This window comes from Candidatus Kapaibacterium sp., assembly GCA_023957315.1.
Lineage (GTDB): Bacteria > Bacteroidota > Ignavibacteria > Kapaibacteriales > UBA2268 > PGYU01.
In genome coordinates this window covers 24,481-41,427 of the sequence record JAMLHE010000006.1, presented here as the reverse complement: position 1 = coordinate 41,427, position 16,947 = coordinate 24,481, and the positions used below count along the sequence as shown (strand labels likewise).

General features: G+C 37.4%; 10 protein-coding genes. 2 read left to right on the top strand and 8 right to left on the bottom strand.

The window, feature by feature from the left end; genetic code table 11:
• Positions 1-52: 52 nt before the first annotated feature.
• From M9949_07735 to M9949_07725, 3 genes are all read right to left on the bottom strand, one after another.
• Positions 53-3,277, bottom strand: a complete 3,225-nt coding sequence (locus tag M9949_07735) for a T9SS type A sorting domain-containing protein (protein MCO5251298.1) — start codon at positions 3,275-3,277, stop codon at positions 53-55.
• A 94-nt stretch (positions 3,278-3,371) separates the two neighbouring features.
• Positions 3,372-6,389 carry a T9SS type A sorting domain-containing protein gene (locus tag M9949_07730; GenBank protein MCO5251297.1) on the bottom strand — a complete coding sequence of 1,006 codons (3,018 nt, stop codon included), beginning with the start codon at positions 6,387-6,389 and terminating at the stop codon, positions 3,372-3,374.
• 1 nt (position 6,390) lies between these two features.
• The gene (locus tag M9949_07725; GenBank protein ID MCO5251296.1) at positions 6,391-9,603 is read right to left on the bottom strand and encodes a T9SS type A sorting domain-containing protein; all 3,213 of its coding nucleotides are present in this window, start codon (positions 9,601-9,603) and stop codon (positions 6,391-6,393) included.
• 161 nt (positions 9,604-9,764) lie between these two features.
• On the opposite strand from M9949_07725, the gene M9949_07720 reads away from it, so the two are divergent.
• Positions 9,765-11,963: a glycosyltransferase gene (locus M9949_07720; protein MCO5251295.1), complete on the top strand. Its 2,199-nt coding sequence runs from the start codon at positions 9,765-9,767 to the stop codon at positions 11,961-11,963.
• Here the strand turns inward: M9949_07720 and M9949_07715 are convergent.
• Positions 11,953-12,375, bottom strand: a complete 423-nt coding sequence (locus M9949_07715; GenBank protein MCO5251294.1) for a hypothetical protein — start codon at positions 12,373-12,375, stop codon at positions 11,953-11,955. The two genes, M9949_07720 and M9949_07715, sit on opposite strands and share 11 nt — an antisense overlap.
• 70 nt (positions 12,376-12,445) lie before the next feature.
• On the bottom strand, positions 12,446-13,648 hold the full coding sequence (locus M9949_07710; GenBank protein MCO5251293.1) for an acetylornithine/succinylornithine family transaminase: 1,203 nt from the start codon (positions 13,646-13,648) through the stop codon (positions 12,446-12,448).
• A gap of 135 nt (positions 13,649-13,783) precedes the next feature.
• Between M9949_07710 and dtd the strand changes: the two genes are divergently transcribed.
• Positions 13,784-14,242 carry a D-aminoacyl-tRNA deacylase gene (gene dtd, locus M9949_07705; protein MCO5251292.1) on the top strand — a complete coding sequence of 153 codons (459 nt, stop codon included), beginning with the start codon at positions 13,784-13,786 and terminating at the stop codon, positions 14,240-14,242.
• Positions 14,243-14,268: 26 nt separating this feature from the next.
• Here the strand turns inward: dtd and ispG are convergent, their stop codons facing one another.
• From ispG to M9949_07690, 3 genes are all read right to left on the bottom strand, one after another.
• Complete coding sequence (gene ispG / locus M9949_07700) at positions 14,269-15,309, bottom strand: flavodoxin-dependent (E)-4-hydroxy-3-methylbut-2-enyl-diphosphate synthase (protein MCO5251291.1); 1,041 nt, start codon at positions 15,307-15,309, stop codon at positions 14,269-14,271.
• A 141-nt stretch (positions 15,310-15,450) separates the two neighbouring features.
• Positions 15,451-16,479 (bottom strand): rhomboid family intramembrane serine protease, encoded by a 1,029-nt coding sequence (locus tag M9949_07695; protein ID MCO5251290.1) that lies wholly within the window; start codon positions 16,477-16,479, stop codon positions 15,451-15,453.
• Positions 16,480-16,504: 25 nt separating this feature from the next.
• Positions 16,505-16,888, bottom strand: a complete 384-nt coding sequence (locus M9949_07690; protein MCO5251289.1) for a hypothetical protein — start codon at positions 16,886-16,888, stop codon at positions 16,505-16,507.
• Positions 16,889-16,947: the final 59 nt, after the last annotated feature.

Below are 16,947 nucleotides of genomic sequence, written 5' to 3'. Positions count from 1 at the left end.
AATAAAAAACCCCCAACTACTGTGGGGGTGTTTAAAAGATGATTGATTTTTTTTATTTTACAATCAATTTTTCGTAGAATGATTTGCCGCCAATCGTTAGCTTTACAAAATATACCGATGTAGGATACTTTTGCAAATCAATTTCAAATCGGTTTACGTTCCGGTGATTATTCTGTAACAATGTTCTACCTGTATAATCAGTAACTTCAACCTTCACTTCGTTTACCGTTTCAGAGAGCATAACTTCAAACAAGCCATTTGCGGAATTGGAAGTAACTGTAATATCGCTCGTATGAGAAATTTCTTCTACACTTGTCGCAATTGAATACGGTTCGGACATGCTTTTACAACCAAATTCATCACTTATTTCAACTTGGTAATCACCAATTTGCTTGTATTGAATAGTTTGTTTGCGCTCGAAAACTAATCTATTGCCGTTTAGATACCATTGATAACTTTGAGCCTCAGATGCCACCAAAGTATTTCCTTGATGATTGATAAATGGTTTTGGAGGAGCAGGTTTCTGAACGACGGTTATTGTTTCGCTTGTTTCGTTGCAGCCTTCAATCGTAGTTCCAACAACGAAATAATCGCCGGGTTCGGTAATTGTAATATTTCTGTCGGTCATACCATTGTTCCATTGGTAGGATTCATATCCGGAGGAAGCGAACAAGTGAGTTTCGCCGTTTTCGCATATAAAATCACTATCATTACTCTGAATTTTTAATTCCGGTACTTCGTTGACATTAACAAATATCGCCTTAGATTTGATTTCACAAGCGTCTTGACCGTCAATGATAATAGAGTAAGCTCCGGTTTTATTTACAGTAATTGTTGGAGTTGTTTCGCCTGTTGACCATCTGTAATTTGAGTATTGCCCGTCAATGCTCAAAGTTGCTGTCTCGCCCGGGCATAATTCAATTTCAGTTTCGGCTTTGATTTTGGGTGATACTCCGTCGCATTCTATTAAGTCTGTAACCCAGATGCCTCTACCGTAAGTAGCTGCTACTAATCGCTGCGAATTTTTGTGAACTTCTAATTCATTCACAATAACGTTTGGCAAGCCATTTCCGAATCTTTTCCAATTAGCAGAACCAAAATCACTGTAAAAGACGCCTATATCTGTCCCAACATATAGTCTATCGGGGGAATCCTCTTGTTTAATAATGCAATTTATAGGCAGATTCGGCAAATTACCTGACATATTTATTACTTCCGTACCGTTGATTTCATATACTTTATCATAATCTGTATAACCTGATTTTGAAATCCAAATCCTGCGAGAATCATTTTCGTCAACCCAAAGATAAGTTATAGCTCTTTCTGAAGTGTGAATTTCTTCCCAATTTGCACCATTATTATATGTTGCAAAGATTTTGGTCAACGATGCGGCATAAATTACGTTGGTATCAGAAGGTGCACAAGCGAGAGCAATCAAACTGGAACCCGGGCTAATTGAAGATATTTTAGACCATGACCCGGATGCTCCGTAATTTCGTGACACCCAAACGTTTTGATAACCGGCAAATAAAGTTGCAGAATTTTGTGGGTTCAGTATTAACGGTGTTGTCCAAGCCCCTTTTTCATTAGTATTATTTTCGGATAGCATATGTACAAAGCTATTGCCATTATTGAGTGAGCGACGGAATTGACCATTATAAGTTGAAGCATAAACTCTTGAATTATCATTAGGGTCAATTATACATTCCATGCCATCTCCCCCATGAACTTTAGCCCATTGGTTGAATCTCAGTCTTTTAGTACCATTATCTTGTGCTCCGGCTAAAAAAGATAAAGAAACATCTTTTTGCGAAACTCCGATACGATAAAATTGAGTGATATTAAGTCCGTTAGAAATACTTGTCCAGACACTGCCGCCATTGGTACTGCGATAAATACCTCCATCATTGGCGGAATAAATTATTGACCCATTTGCATTGAATAAAAGCTCATGAATATCTGCATGAACATAAGGGAAATTTGGGTCTAAAGCTACCCAATGAGAGTTTTTAGTGAAATTTCTTGCCCCGTTGTTGCTTTTCCATATATTAATCCCACCGACATAGACTTCCCTGGAATTTGTTGGTGAAGCTGCAATACATAAATCGTATTGTCCCTGCCCTCTGAAATCATTAGAAAGAGTGCCGTTATGCCAACCAAGTATATTTCCATTAGAAGTTGGGTTGGCGACAGTTTCCCATGTTTTTCCTGCGTCTTTGGATTCGATTAAAGAGTGAAAACCGAAATTATTTCTGTTGGCAATCAAAGCATAAACCAAATTTGGTTCTGCGGGAGTCACCGCTAAGGCAATTCTTACGATGTTTGTACCGCTGTATGTGCTTGCCCAAGTCATTCCACCATCTTCAGATAAATAAACATTGCCCGCTCCTGCTTGATTATTCATACTAAATGTCGAAGCATACATAACATCAGAATTTTCGGGATTCGCTTTCAAATCAATGAAAAACACAGGGTCACTTTTTAATTCCCATGTATCTCCACCATCGAATGATTTGTACATTCCTTCGCTTGTTGCTACGGTTAAATTATTCGGGTCAGTCGGATGAACAATCACTTTACAAACATGCTTTTGGTCAGCTAATTCACGTCTTAAATTTGTTAATTCCCAGGTATTGCCACCGTTAGTAGTTTTGATTAATCCAATACTATAAAAATCTCGAGCTCCGGATGAACCATATACATCACCTGTTGCAACGTAAATTATTGATGGATTTGATTTGCTAAAAGTAATGTCGGAAATCCCAAGAGAGAGGAATTGTGTAAATGAAAAAGTTTCCCAATTGGCTCCGGCATCTTTAGAACGCCACAAACCTCCGGAAGCCGAGCCAATCCAAAGTTCATTTTCATCTTGTGGATGAAGTCTAACCACATTTACTCTGCCAATACCTTTTTGCTCGTCGGAGGCATTTGGCACGTTAAATGGACCAATAGATTGCCAATCGGTACTCATCAATGAAGGGTCATCTTTTGAATAATTGTCAATAACTCTCATTTCCTCGAATATTTCTGTTCCTTCGGGGAAATTACCTGTCGGGAAAGTTCGCGGAAGCCAAAATTGCTCCCAACGTTTAAATTGTTTGTATCCTTTTCGTTCCGATATTGGAGCGTCGCCCCAATGGTCATCTTGCATTTGTACGATTTTGTGAAAATTTAGTTCGTTTCCATCACTCAAATTTATGAATGTTTTTTGGGATTCTGCGGTTTTAGCCGAAAAAAAAGCTGCCATGAGGACAGCAATCATCAAAATGTTTTTCATAAGCACCAATTATATTTAAAATTCAAATTTGCAATATGCATATGTCTAAAAGACACTTCAAATGCTGAAAAAGTTACAAAATTGTCGTAAATGTTTATATTGTTTTGACGAATGAAATTGTGAAATAATGCAATCCGTGCTTGATGAGAATCGTGTAAGTCCCTGATGCTAATAGTATTGTATTTTTTTGAAGATATAAATAGTTAGACTCGGTATTACTATCAAACCATAGCTGTTTTTTTCCCAACAAATCAACAATATGTATTTCAGTGCGAGCTTTATCGTTGAAATACATTTCCAAAGTCACTAAATCATCTACCGGATTGGGATACAAATTATAGCTAAACAAATCGTTTTGGTTTATATAATCCACAAATAGTTCATTTGAATATACACGGCAAAAGTTACTGTCAACAAGTTGCAATTTATAAAATCCGGGCTTGTCGGGTTGAAAAATTTCGGGTCCGGACGATACGAGCGAATCATTGTAAAACCAATCCAATCTAAATGGTTTGGTTTCTGATTCGAAAGCAAATCCTGAGAGAGTTTTATAGATGCTAACAGGTGGCAAAGTTGGCGAAATAATAACTTCAAATGTTTCCGAAACAAATTTACAACCGAACTCGTTTGTGGCAGTCAAGAAATATTCGCCATTAGAAGATGCACTTAAGATTGCTCCCGTTGAGCCATCATTCCAAAGTAATTCTCCGCTTGAAAAATTTCTGAGAACGGCTTCCAAAACAACAGTATCTCCAAAACAAGCCGGATTTCGACTTTTCAAGATAAAACTGATGTCAGGATTCGGGTTCACTTCTACCATTATAGCTTTGGAAAAATCAGCACAGTTTGTAGTTTTTTTTGCCACATGAAATTCACCTCGTTTGTCAATCGCTCGCTCTGTTGCAATAATACCATCATGCCAGATATAAGTTGCATTTGCTTCGGAATTCAAAATTTCTGCCCAAACTTGCTCGCCTTCGCAAAGATTGATATTTTTATCTAAATTGAGCATAATTTCTGAAGGTGTGCAATCGTGAATTTTGCATTTCCAAACTCCTCTGCCAAAAGTGGAAACAAGCAATTCGCCTGAATTGTAAGATATTTCAATGTCTGATATTATGCACTGAGGAAGTTGGTTGTTGAATGGAATCCACTTTTCTGAACCATTTTCCAACTTCCAAACTCCAATATCGCTCGCCAAATAGTAGCATTGCTTGTGACTATCATAAACAATTCTGTTCAGATGAATGTTCATCAAATTGTAAGTCATTGATGTTAAAGTTTCGTTTTTGTATTTATATACCTTGTTATCTCGTGAATATCCACCAACAGTAAAAATCAAAGCGTCATTGAATATAATGGAGTTGATTGTGAACTGCTCATCCAACTCTAAGATTTTGCTTGTAATGCCTGAATGAAAGCTGTATAATGAATTTCTCTTGGCAAAATAAATTGTATCGTTTACTACATAAATTGCAGTCATCAAAATTCCATCATCAATATGCGTCAATTTTTCGTAAGATTTATTTTCATAGTTGATTTTCCATAAGTTTACATATCCGGTTACAAATTCACCTTGGTAATTATGAATATCAACTAACCAAGGTCTTGGCTCTTTGATTGAATAGGTGATGTAATCGGATTTGACTGATTGAGCACCATCATCGCTATGGGCTACTCGTCCGCCTTCGGCAGTCATTAATATATACAAGGGGTTGTCCAAATCGAATGCGGATTCCATTCCATCACCACCAAGCACTTGAGTCCATTCCTTATAAAAGTATCTGAAAGTGCCATTATCTTGAGTGCCTGCAAGTATGATATTTGGATTATATGGGTGCAATGTTAGCCGATATACTTGCGAAATATTCATATTTTTCGACATAAGTTCCCATTTCGTGTCATTTCGCAATTTGCGATACAAACCGCCATCATTACACACCCAAATCGAGCTGTCATGTGGGTTCATTTCAATATGGTGTTGGTCCTTGTGAATCCATTCATTTTCAGCGACATCGGCGAGATTGCTAAGTTTGAATGTGTTCAAAATCAGACCTCCGGCATAAATAGTTTCATCAAAAGGGTCGGCAAAAAGTGCAAGATTATAATAACCTTGAGCCTCGATAACATCTTTTAATTGCAATGAATTATACATTTTACTTGATAAATCAAAAATACCAAAAACACCTTGGTTAAAAGTAAGCTTCTGAGCTCCTAATATCAAAATCTTATTTTGAGCTATTTGCTCGAACTCAATCCTGACTATATTCGGAAATGAAACCAATGTGTCTAATGATTTCGTGTCAAATGTGTATCGGTACAATCCGATTCCGCCACTCAATTTGAATGTAGAAATATATAGTATATCAGGATTAAACTTATCGAATTTCATAGCTCCACACTCGACACCTTTCAATATCAATGAATTCCATGTAATTCCAAAGTCGTCAGTATAAATTACACCTTCGGAAGTAGATACAATGAGCATTGAATCGTATGTTGGATGCCACAAAATACTTTTAATAAAATAAAATGGTACATCCGGAAAGGGGTCAGAAATTTTCCAATTTATTCCTTGGTCAGTAGAAATCATTACTCCAAGTGAATATCCTCGCTGAAATTCTCGAGCATGAGCGTCTCCGGTAGCAATGGCAATCATTTTGTTATCGTGCTGATTGATAGAAATATCGCTTATGCCAATCGAAAGTACATTTGTTATTTCAGGTGAGTAAAATGTTTCACCTGCATCTCTACTTATCCATAAGCCACCCGATGCAGTTCCTGTATAAATCATTTTGGGGTCTTTGGGGTCAAAACGAACTACATTTATTCTGCCCAAACCAAACATAACGGGGTCTTTGGTCGCGTCCGGTAGGAATGGTCCGAGTGCCTCCCATTTGAATTGCTCAAGCAGCAAATCTTGCTCTTTTGAAATATTGAAATATTCGTTCACAAGTTTGGACGCTTTGGGAAACTCAGGAAATGAATATCTGGATTGGTGGAAAAATTGGGCTCTTTGGGTGGATTTACTTCCGCTATTTGAAAATAATGCCGATACATTTAAACATATCGGCACTACAATAAACAAAATATAAACTACTCTCAGTCTCACATCAGTTAGCAATTATTAACTGTTGGACGATTTTCCTATCGGAACTGCTCACTACAATTTTATACACTCCATTGGGGTATTTGCTTGTGTTTATCGAATGGTTGAGTTCATTACCCGATTCAATTCTTAAAAGCTCTCTACCAATAGCATCATAAATAATCAACTCTTTGGCATTAAGCTCCGGTGAAAGTATTATGTTGACATGGTCTTGGGCTGGATTCGGTATGATTTGAATATACTGTCCATACACATCCTCATAAACACTTGTTTCAACCAATAATGGTTCCGATTTTGAAGAGCAACCGTACTCGTTAAAGGTTTCAACCACATATTTACCAATTTTGGTTAATTCAATGGCAATGGTATCCGAGTTTTCAATATATACATCATTTAAATACCATTTATATGAAACGGCTTCTGTTGACTTTAGATAATTTTTATCAAAATAGATATTTGGTTTTTCGGGAAATTCTGCTTTAGCAACGATAAAAGGACCTGCTTTGACAGGGCAATCATCTTGAGTAACGGCTGTTACCCAATATTCGCCGGGCTCTGAAATTTCTATTTTGGGAGTAGTGGCTCCGGTTGACCATTTATAATCTTTCAAGCCGAAATTCACATATAAGCTAATTTCACTTTGTCCGCATATTACTCCTGTACCGGCGCCATTATGCTTAATCTCAAACGCAGGGACAGATGTTACATTGACAGTAATGTAATCCGAACGTTCACTACAACCTTCAGCATTGCGTACGTTTACATAATAGGCACCTGTTTCCTTTGCCCATATTGTTCTCGATTTTTCACCATTTGACCATGTTAAATCATGATGCTCACCTTGAAGGGTTAACTTTACGCTGTCTTGACCTTGGCAAAATGCGAGAGGACCGGAGAATGTAAAATCAGGCTTGTCCATATTGCAATCAAATACTTCAGAAGACCAAACTCCTCTGCCATGTGTTCCTGCATACACCCTGCCTTCCAAATAACTTATTTTCAAATCATTAACAACTACAGGCGGCAAACCAACATTCAAAACTTGCCATTCTAAGTTAAATGGGTCAAATACCATTACTCCAACATCAGTACCGATATATAGAGTACGTGCAGAATTCTTATGGTAAATAATAGAACTCACAGGAACGTTGGGTAAATTAAATGAAATATTCTGAACTTTGTCGCCATTGATTTCGAAAACTTTATTTCCCGCAGAATATCCGCTTAGTGTAACCCAGAGTCTTTCCGGGTTCTTGTCATCAACGGCTATGCCTTTAATATGTGAATTTGCCGAAAAAAGCACTTTCCAAGACTTTCCTTCATCTTTCGTAACATACAAATCTGCAGCAGTTGCAGTATAAATCACATTAGTGTCAGAAGGTGCAATTGCAATTACATTTAGTGGAAATCTATCAATTGAAGAAATTTTCCTCCAGTTAGAACCTCTATTTTCAGTTTTATAGATATTACGATAACCAACATATAGGCTTCGTGGACTATGTGGATTCATTACAAATGGTGCTACCCATGCAGAGCTTTCATTAGTGTATTTACCCGTATGAAGGATACGAGTAAAAGAATTCCCCCCATTTACCGAGCGATAGATACTACCATTTTGCATACTGGTATATAGATATTGCGGATTCTCGGAATCGATGATAGGCACCATTCCATCTCCACCATTGACGTGATACCATCTGCCATTTTTCAAAATATGCGAACCATTATCTTGAGTGCCCAATGCAATGTAGCCCGGTTCGGATTGGGAAACGTCAATACTCCATAATTGAGTAATTCCAAGTCCGGTGCTTATATCTTTCCAAGTAACTCCGTTATTGCTCGAAATATACAAACCGCCGTCATTTGCAGAATATAAATCTAAATTTAGTGGATTAATGACTAAATCATGTTGGTCGGCATGTACGAAAGGTAGCCCATGTGCCCCTGTCCAATGATTTAATATCTCCCAATTCTTTCCACCATTCATACTTTTCCAAATATGAATACCACCTACATACAATTGGTCCTTATCAACCGGTGAAACAGCTAAAGCTAAATCATAAAAACCTTGCCCGGTATTACCCTCGCCTTTAACATTAATGCTTAAAATATTAGGAGAATTAGCCATAAGTTCAAATGTACTACCGGCATCTGTTGAGCGGAATATCCCATGCAAACTACCACTACTGCTATTAGCACCTAAGAGATAAACATAATTTGCATCATGAGGAGTTACACCGATTTCTAATCTAACAGAACCATTGAAACGACGAATATATTCCCAAGTGTCTCCACCATCAGTACTTTTGTAAAATTCAGCTTCTGAAAATGATGAATAAAATCCGGAAGTAGCAGCATAAACTATACTTGGGTCATCGGGTTTGAATTCCATACGTTTGACAAATCGTGCAGAGTAAACTCTCACCCATTCATTTCCGCCGTCAATTGTTTTGAAAATACCGTTTGAGCCACCGACAAGAACAATATTATCATCTTCAGGATGAATCAGAATTCGAGACGCTAATACTCTTTGTGGAATTTCATAATCAAGACCTACTGATAGCCAGCTTTTACCACCATCAGTAGATTTCAGAACACCAATTGAGTAGGTTCTTGATTGAAAGTGGCCATTGTCGTCACCGGTTGCGGCATATATCAAATCAGGATTCTGATTAGAAATTGCAATATCGCTTATACCGAGTGATAGGACATCAGAGAATTGGAGCAATTCCCAAGTTCCGCCTTTGTCTGTACTTTTCCAAATTCCGCCACTTGCCGAACCTGCAAAAATTATATTGCTATTTGTGGGGTGCATCCTAATAACATTCAGCCTACCAATACCTGAGGATTGATAGCTGAGTAAATTTTCGGGCACTTCTTTTGGACCTTCTTCACGCCAAAAATATGTCTTTTGTAAATTGTCTCTATCTTTTTTCCCTTCGAGGAATTGGCTATAACTTGTCATCACATCATATGCATCGGGGAATATTCCGTTTGGATAAACTCGCTCACCCCAAAAATGTTCCCACCTTTTGAATTGTTTCCAACCCGAGCCTTTGCTTTGCTCTTTATCACTCCAATATTGGTTATAGGCATTTTGAACAGCATAAAAATTGTCAACGCTATCCTTTGGAACCAAGTGATACCAAGGATGTGCGGAGACAGGAATGCAATAAACGATAACTAATAGAAGCGACAATTTTATTATATTTTTCATTTTACTCATACTACTATAACACATATTTTGAAGATTCGTTACAAAATAAAATACAATTTAACATTTTTGCACGATTTTTGAAAGATAAAAACGTTGTCAATTACAAAAAAGAATAAATATAAATGCTATTAAGTGCCTGCATAATTACAAAAAACGAGACTTTGAACATATCAAGATGTATTGAATCAATCCGAACTTATTGCGATGAAATCATAGTTTTGGACACCGGTTCGGAAGATGATACAATCCAAAAAGCCACAGATTTCGGAGCAAAAGTATATCAACATAATTGGAAAAACGATTTCGCAGAAGCCAGAAACATATCCCTTGAATATGCTTCAGGAGATTTTATTCTCGTAATTGACGCGGATGAAGAATTTCAAGCAAACTCGAACATCAGAGAAATTTTGGTAAATAGTAAAAATTCTGTTGGTGGATTATTGCTTAATGTCATTTCATCAGCAAGTACGATTGATGGGCAATCTCAGACATTTGTGTCTCCCCAGCTCAGAATTTTCAGAAATCATCAGGGCTTCAAATTCGAGGGCAAAATACATGAACAAATAGCAAAATCTATTTTGAATTCGGGTTTTGAAATTGTAAAAAGCGATTTGAAGATTATTCATCATGGCTATAATTTGCCCAAAAATTTGCTCGACAAAAAGCATCTCAGAAATCTTGAAATGCTCGATGATGAAGATTTAATCTCCGGAAATCCGATTTATCTGTTTCATAGAGCTAAAACATTCTTAGCCCTTGGATATGTTACTAAAGCAGAACAAGACATAAACCAAGCACTCAATAAAGTTGCAAAATCTCATGTTTCATACCCTTCAATTTTGAACTATGCTACGGTAATCGCAAGAAACAAGGGCGAGTATCAAGATGCATATTTTTATTCTATTGAATCATTAAAAATTGAGCCGAATCAGCTAACTGCACATCTGAATCTTGCAGAATTATTTCTTTCCGCTAATGATTTCGCAAATGCTTCCCTTCATTATCAAATCATTTTCGACAGGCAAAAAGATGTCGCAAAAAAAATCAGTTTAGGTGGTGATATAGAGCTACCGCAAGAAGTTTACGTACCCAAGATGGCATATTGCTATTATCGAATCAACAATTTTGAAAAAGCAAATCAACTTTTGGAGCAATTTATCGCAAGCAAGCCACAAAATTTGGATGCGAAAATGGTCAAATTGAATTTCTTGTTGAGAGAAGGAAAAATTGAAGAATTTATGAACTTACTCAATGAAATTAGTCGCATAATACCGAATGACTCTACAATTATAAACTTAAAATCGAAATACAGCGAAACTTCAGAATTCAAGCAAAAGAATCCCAAAATATCACTTTCGATGATAGTGAAAAATGAGGAGAAAATGCTTGAAGGCTGTTTAGAATCAGTTCAATCATTTGTGGATGAAATTGTGATTGTTGACACAGGCTCCACAGATGATACGGTCAAAATCGCTCAAAAATATAATGCTAAGGTGTTTCATTATGAATGGAACGATAATTTTTCGGATGCTCGAAATTTCGCACTAAAACACACAAGCGGCGATTGGATATTATATCTTGACGCTGACGAAAGGCTCAATAATAAGAACTATTCTTCGATTCGGAATATTCTCGAAAATGCTACAGATGAAGTAGGCGCCTTGCTTTGTACGATTGAAAGTTTACACAGAAAAGATGACGGAAGTTCGGAGATGCACAGAGGTTCGTATCCGCGATTATTCCGCAATTATGGCTATCCGACCATAAAATTTACGGGCAAAGTGCACGAACAAATCACTCCTGCTTTACGTCAATTAAACAAGCAAATTTTTGAATCCGACATCGTAATCGAACATCTCGGATATAATTTTGATTTGCAAACGATTAGAGACAAAACGATACGTAATTATCAACTGCTAATAAAGCAAGTGAATGATGAACCTACGAACGGATATGCATGGTTTCAGTTGGGGCAAACATTAGGGAGATTAAAATTAGTCGAACAATCCATTATGGCACTCGAATTTGCAATTGGAACTGAAACTCTATCTGACAGCATCAAAGCTGCAACTTATACCTCATTGTCTCAACTAAAAGGCGTGATGAAGGAATTCGACAAGGCTTTAGATTATGTTGAAAAATCTTTGCAAATAAATCCCAATCAGCTATTTGCCCGAAATCTCAAAGCATACGCATTGTTGCATTTGGGTCGTTTTGAGCAATCTCGGCAGATGTTTGAAGCAATTCTTGCAACATATGATACAAAAGCAAATTCGCAGATTGCTTTTGATATTGAAGTACCGAGGAATATTGTGTTACAAGGCTTAGAAATGGCTAAAAAACGAATCATTACAATTTAGATTTAACCAAGATTGCATTAATTTCATAAAGTTCTAAGTCGTAAAATTCGTAAGATTTGAATATAATTGTAGAATTTGTGGGGTTATAATCCAAATCATATTCCAATCCGGTTTCGCATCTGAGTTTTAAAATTATTTCGTTCTCAGAATAATACCACAGCCCGGAATCGCTAATATTGTCCTTATCTGTACTCCTCATGAGCTCAAAATTTCCATCATCGAAAATAGTCAGTCTTACTTGGTAATTTGCAGGAGTTTCAATCACATAAGTATCAGGCTTGTTTGCCAAAGTAACGCTTTCCGAAACCCAAGAGCCCACTAAATCGGATTCATTTTTTGATGGAGTATTAACTTCGCTGCAAGAATTCAATATCAACAATGTAAAGATTGCAGAAATTAAATATATTTTCATTTTTTCATTTTTCATATAGCCAAGATACGTAATGAAAGCTGAAAAAGTTACAATTTTGGGAGCTAAATTGTTAAATTTCAATTGAATCCAAAGAATTTTGCAATATTGCAACAAATTCGTCAATCTCAGTTTTTCCCACAATCAAAGGTGGAACCATTCTCAACACACTGCCGGAAGCCGCATTGGCAATAGCTTTCCTTTCCAATAGAGCATTTACGAGCAAACCCGCATCAAATGATAATAACAATCCGCACATCAGTCCAAGACCGCGTACATGCAACACTTTTTTGGGATTGGTTGCATGGATTTTTTCAAGCTCCTGACGGAAATATTCGCCCATAGATTGGACATGCTCCATTAGACCACTTTCGAGTTCTTCAAGTACAACCATTCCCGTTGCACAAGCTACTGCATTGCCTCCGTAAGTAGTTCCGTGCATACCTGATTCCCAAATGTCGCTCAAATGTTCGTCAACTAAAATTCCGCCTAAGGGCAGCCCGCCTCCCAGACCTTTTGCCATTATTACAACATCCGGGGCAATATTCCAATGTTCAAATGCGAAAAAGCGTCCCGACCTGCCAATCCCGCTTTGAACTTCATCTGCAATCAAAAGAAAATTATGAATAGACTTCAATTCCATTAACATTTCTATAAATTCCGGTGTCGGCATCGAAATCCCGCCTTCGCCCTGAATAAATTCCAAAACTACACCCGCTGTATCGGAGTTGACGCTGCTCATCAATGTTTCGATGTCATTGAGTGGAATTACTTGTGTATTCGGCAAGAAAGGTCCCATTGTATCTTTGTAACGTGGTTTATCCATAATTGACAGTGCCCCGTAGGTTCTACCGTGAAATCCGCCGCTAAACGCAAGAATATTCGTCTTTTTGTGCTTCAATCCCCATCTGCGGATTAGTTTGATTGCTGCTTCAGTGGCTTCAGTGCCGGAATTAGTAAAGAAGACTTTGCTAAAGCCCGACATTTCGCAAAGCTTTTGAGCTAATTTTATCTGAGTGTCCTGATAAAAGTAGTTAGATACGTGCATATAGCGGAAAATTTGTTCCTGAACTGCATTGATTATTCGCGGGTGCGAATGCCCGAGAGCATTTACAGCGATTCCTGCGAGAAAATCTAAATATTCATCACCATTTACATCTATAACTCGGCAACCGACGGCTTTGTCAACCGCAATCGGAAGTCTTTTATACGTGTTTAGAATGAAATCATGTTCGTTCTCAATCAGCGAACTTTTATATTTTTCAATGTCTTGCATAGTTTACCTAAGAATTATATTTTGTTATTTTAAAATTTTGTTCTAATGATTTAGTATAAACTTTCCAAATAATAAGTTATTTTGCAAAGATGAAAAATCAATTGTTGTTTAAGAATTTTTAGTGAAATTGTATAAATGAAAGTAGTGGTTCAAAGGGTTAAATCTGCAAAAGTTACGGTTGATGGTGCAATCACCGGGCAAATTGATAAAGGACTTTTGCTGTTGGCAGGAGTTTGCCAATCCGATACGCCTGAAATATTGGATTGGGTATGCAATAAAATTGCAGGATTGAGAATATTTTCCGATGAAAATCAAAAGATGAATCTATCAGTTCAAGATGTTGGCGGTGCGATTTTGGTAGTGTCAAATTTTACTGTTTGCGGTAATGCTGCAAAAGGATTCAGACCGAGCTTTACGAACTCCGCTGCACCCGAATTTGCAGAAAAAATGTATGAAGATATGATAGCTAAATTTCGTGAAATGAACATCAAAACGGAAGCAGGCATTTTCGGGGCAATGATGGATGTAGATTTGGTAAATGATGGTCCGGTGACAGTTATAATCGAAAAAAAAGGGGCTGATACTCAAGAGTAGCAGCCCCAATTAATTTTTCAGCCTAACTATTTTTGTTCATCAGGAACGAAAGCGTAAATTTCTTTTAATAATTCGGGGACTATATCCGCTTCGGGTACATAGCGTAAAGGTTCGCCGCGTCTGAATAATAACGCTTTGCCTTTTGCGGCAGCAACACCCAAATCAGCTTCCCTCGCTTCACCCGGACCATTTACAGCACATCCGAGAATTGACACAGTCATTGGCTTTTTGATGTCCTTAACAGCTTTTTCGATTTCCTCAGTGATTTTGAACAAATCAACATCAAGTCTTCCACAAGTTGGGCACGAGATAATTTCTACATTTCGTTGAGCCAGACCAAGTGAGCGAAGAATTTCTTTGCCCACTTCTACCTCAAGTTCGGGTTCGTCAGTCAAGGAAACACGAATAGTGTCGCCAATTCCTTCTGCGAGCAAAGTCCCGATACCAACCGACGATTTGATTGTGCCTGTTCTCAATCTACCGGCTTCAGTAACACCAAGATGCAAAGGGAAATCCGTTCTTTGGGCAATCAATCTATATGCTTCAATCATCAATGGAACTGAGGTTGATTTGACTGATATTACCAAATCGTCAAATCCAAAATCTTGAGCTATTTCAACGTGCCTTATAGCTGATTCGTACAAAGCTTCTGCCGTTGGATAGCCATATTTATCCAAAATGTCCTTTTCTAAAGAACCGGAATTAACTCCAATTCTAATCGGAATTCCTCTCTCTTTTGCGGCAGAGAGAACTTTTTTGATTCGTTCTACTTTACCTATATTTCCCGGATTGATTCTCACTTTTGCCACTCCTGCTTCGATGGAAGCAAGAGCGAACATATAATTGAAATGAATATCAGCAACTATTGGGACGTTCACTCGTTTTACAATCTCGCCAATCGCTTCTGCAGCGTCCTTATTGTTGACTGTAATCCGAACAATATCTACTCCTGCTTCCTCGCTAAGTTTAATCTGGTTCACGATACCTTCTACATCGGAAGTTTTTACTTTCGTCATAGTTTGGACAGAAATCGGCGAGCCACCACCTACAGGAACATTTCCTACCATTACTTTGCGTGAGATACGTCGAGTAAAGGAATTCCCCCCGGCAACGCTCTTGCTTGTTACAATCGGATTGCTTATTACGGTCAATCCTTCTATATGATTATTGATTTGCATTGAGTAATCAAAATTATTTTGTGGATAAATTTATATTCGCTTGCTAAGCTCTGTTAAAATAAACTTTTCTTTTTCGGTCAAATTTTGATAACCGCTTTCGGAAATTTTGTCTAATATCGAATCAATTTTTACTTGAGTAATCTCTTCACCGTCAATTATATATTTGCCTTTATTTTCGACTCTTGGCTCGGGTCTGGGTTGAACCGGTTTTTCTTGATTGATTTGAGCCCATTTCACTTGGATAACGTTCGGTTTTCTGCTACCGGAGCCGGAGTATGGGTCGGACTGAAAAGCTCCTGTAGTCCCAAATCCAGGGTCGTAAGCATCAGATTTTTTGGAAAACCATTTGAAAACGCCCATTTTATCGCCCCATTTTAAAAGTATAAATCCTGTTAGTGCACCGCCGAGATGGGCAAAATGTGCTATACCGGAACTACCCGAGACTCCCGAAATCATTTCGATAACAACAAAAATCAATACAAAAAACTTAGCCGGAATTGGAATGAAAAAAGGAAACATGAAAATTGGTCTATTCGGAAACGTGAATGCAAATGCAAGTAAGATGCCATAAACAGAGCCCGAAGCCCCTACAGTTGGAACTGATAAGCCGGTAATTAGCGGCGTTATAAACATATGGACAATAGCGGCACCCACACCGGCAAGCAAATAATAAATCAAAAATCGTTTGCTTCCCCACAAACCTTCAAGTTCTGAACCAAACATCCATAGAGCAAACATATTGAAGAACAAATGCCATAAACCGCCGTGCATGAATTGATACGAAATTAATTGCCATGGAAGGAATATATTTTCAGATAAATCGAACATTATTTCAGCGTTGAATGGCTGTAAGGCGAAATATTTCATAAATAGTGCATTGAGTGAATGACCATCAAAAGTCAGTCCGCTCAAAAACAAATACTGAAGAATGAAAACTGCAACGTTGATAATCAACAGCATTTTCATTACAGGTGGAAAAAGTGAAAAACTGCCCATACCTCTCATATTCATATTCTCATAATGATTTTCAATATTGCTTGTGACGTTTCTGAATGCCAAGAATTGCTGAGGTGCTTTTCATTTCTTAATTCATCGAAATGAAAATCGTATGTGTGGAATTAGTTGTTTTAGTGAAGTCAGTTTTGTAAGAATCCCATTTGTGTACAAAAACATTCCAGTCGTTTGTGAACGATTCTTTCGATACAAGGAATTCGGACCATGAAGATAGAACTTGCTCGAAGGACTCAATCAATTGCTCTTTACTAACGGAATCTTTTGCTTGAGTGAATAGTATAAGGGGAAGTAATTTAAGAGAATTATTCAAGAATTTCAAAATATTACAAACTGTGTCATAAATCACTTTATTCAATTGGAAAGATTGCTCCAATAAAAAAAAGTTATCATTTATTGATTTTATAACTGAATCAATAAGCTCAACGTGATTTTCTATGTAATTCGGTTTTGACATTTTTTTCTATAAAAGGGAGTGAATTGTGAAAGCACTCCCTTATCTAATCTTGTACATAA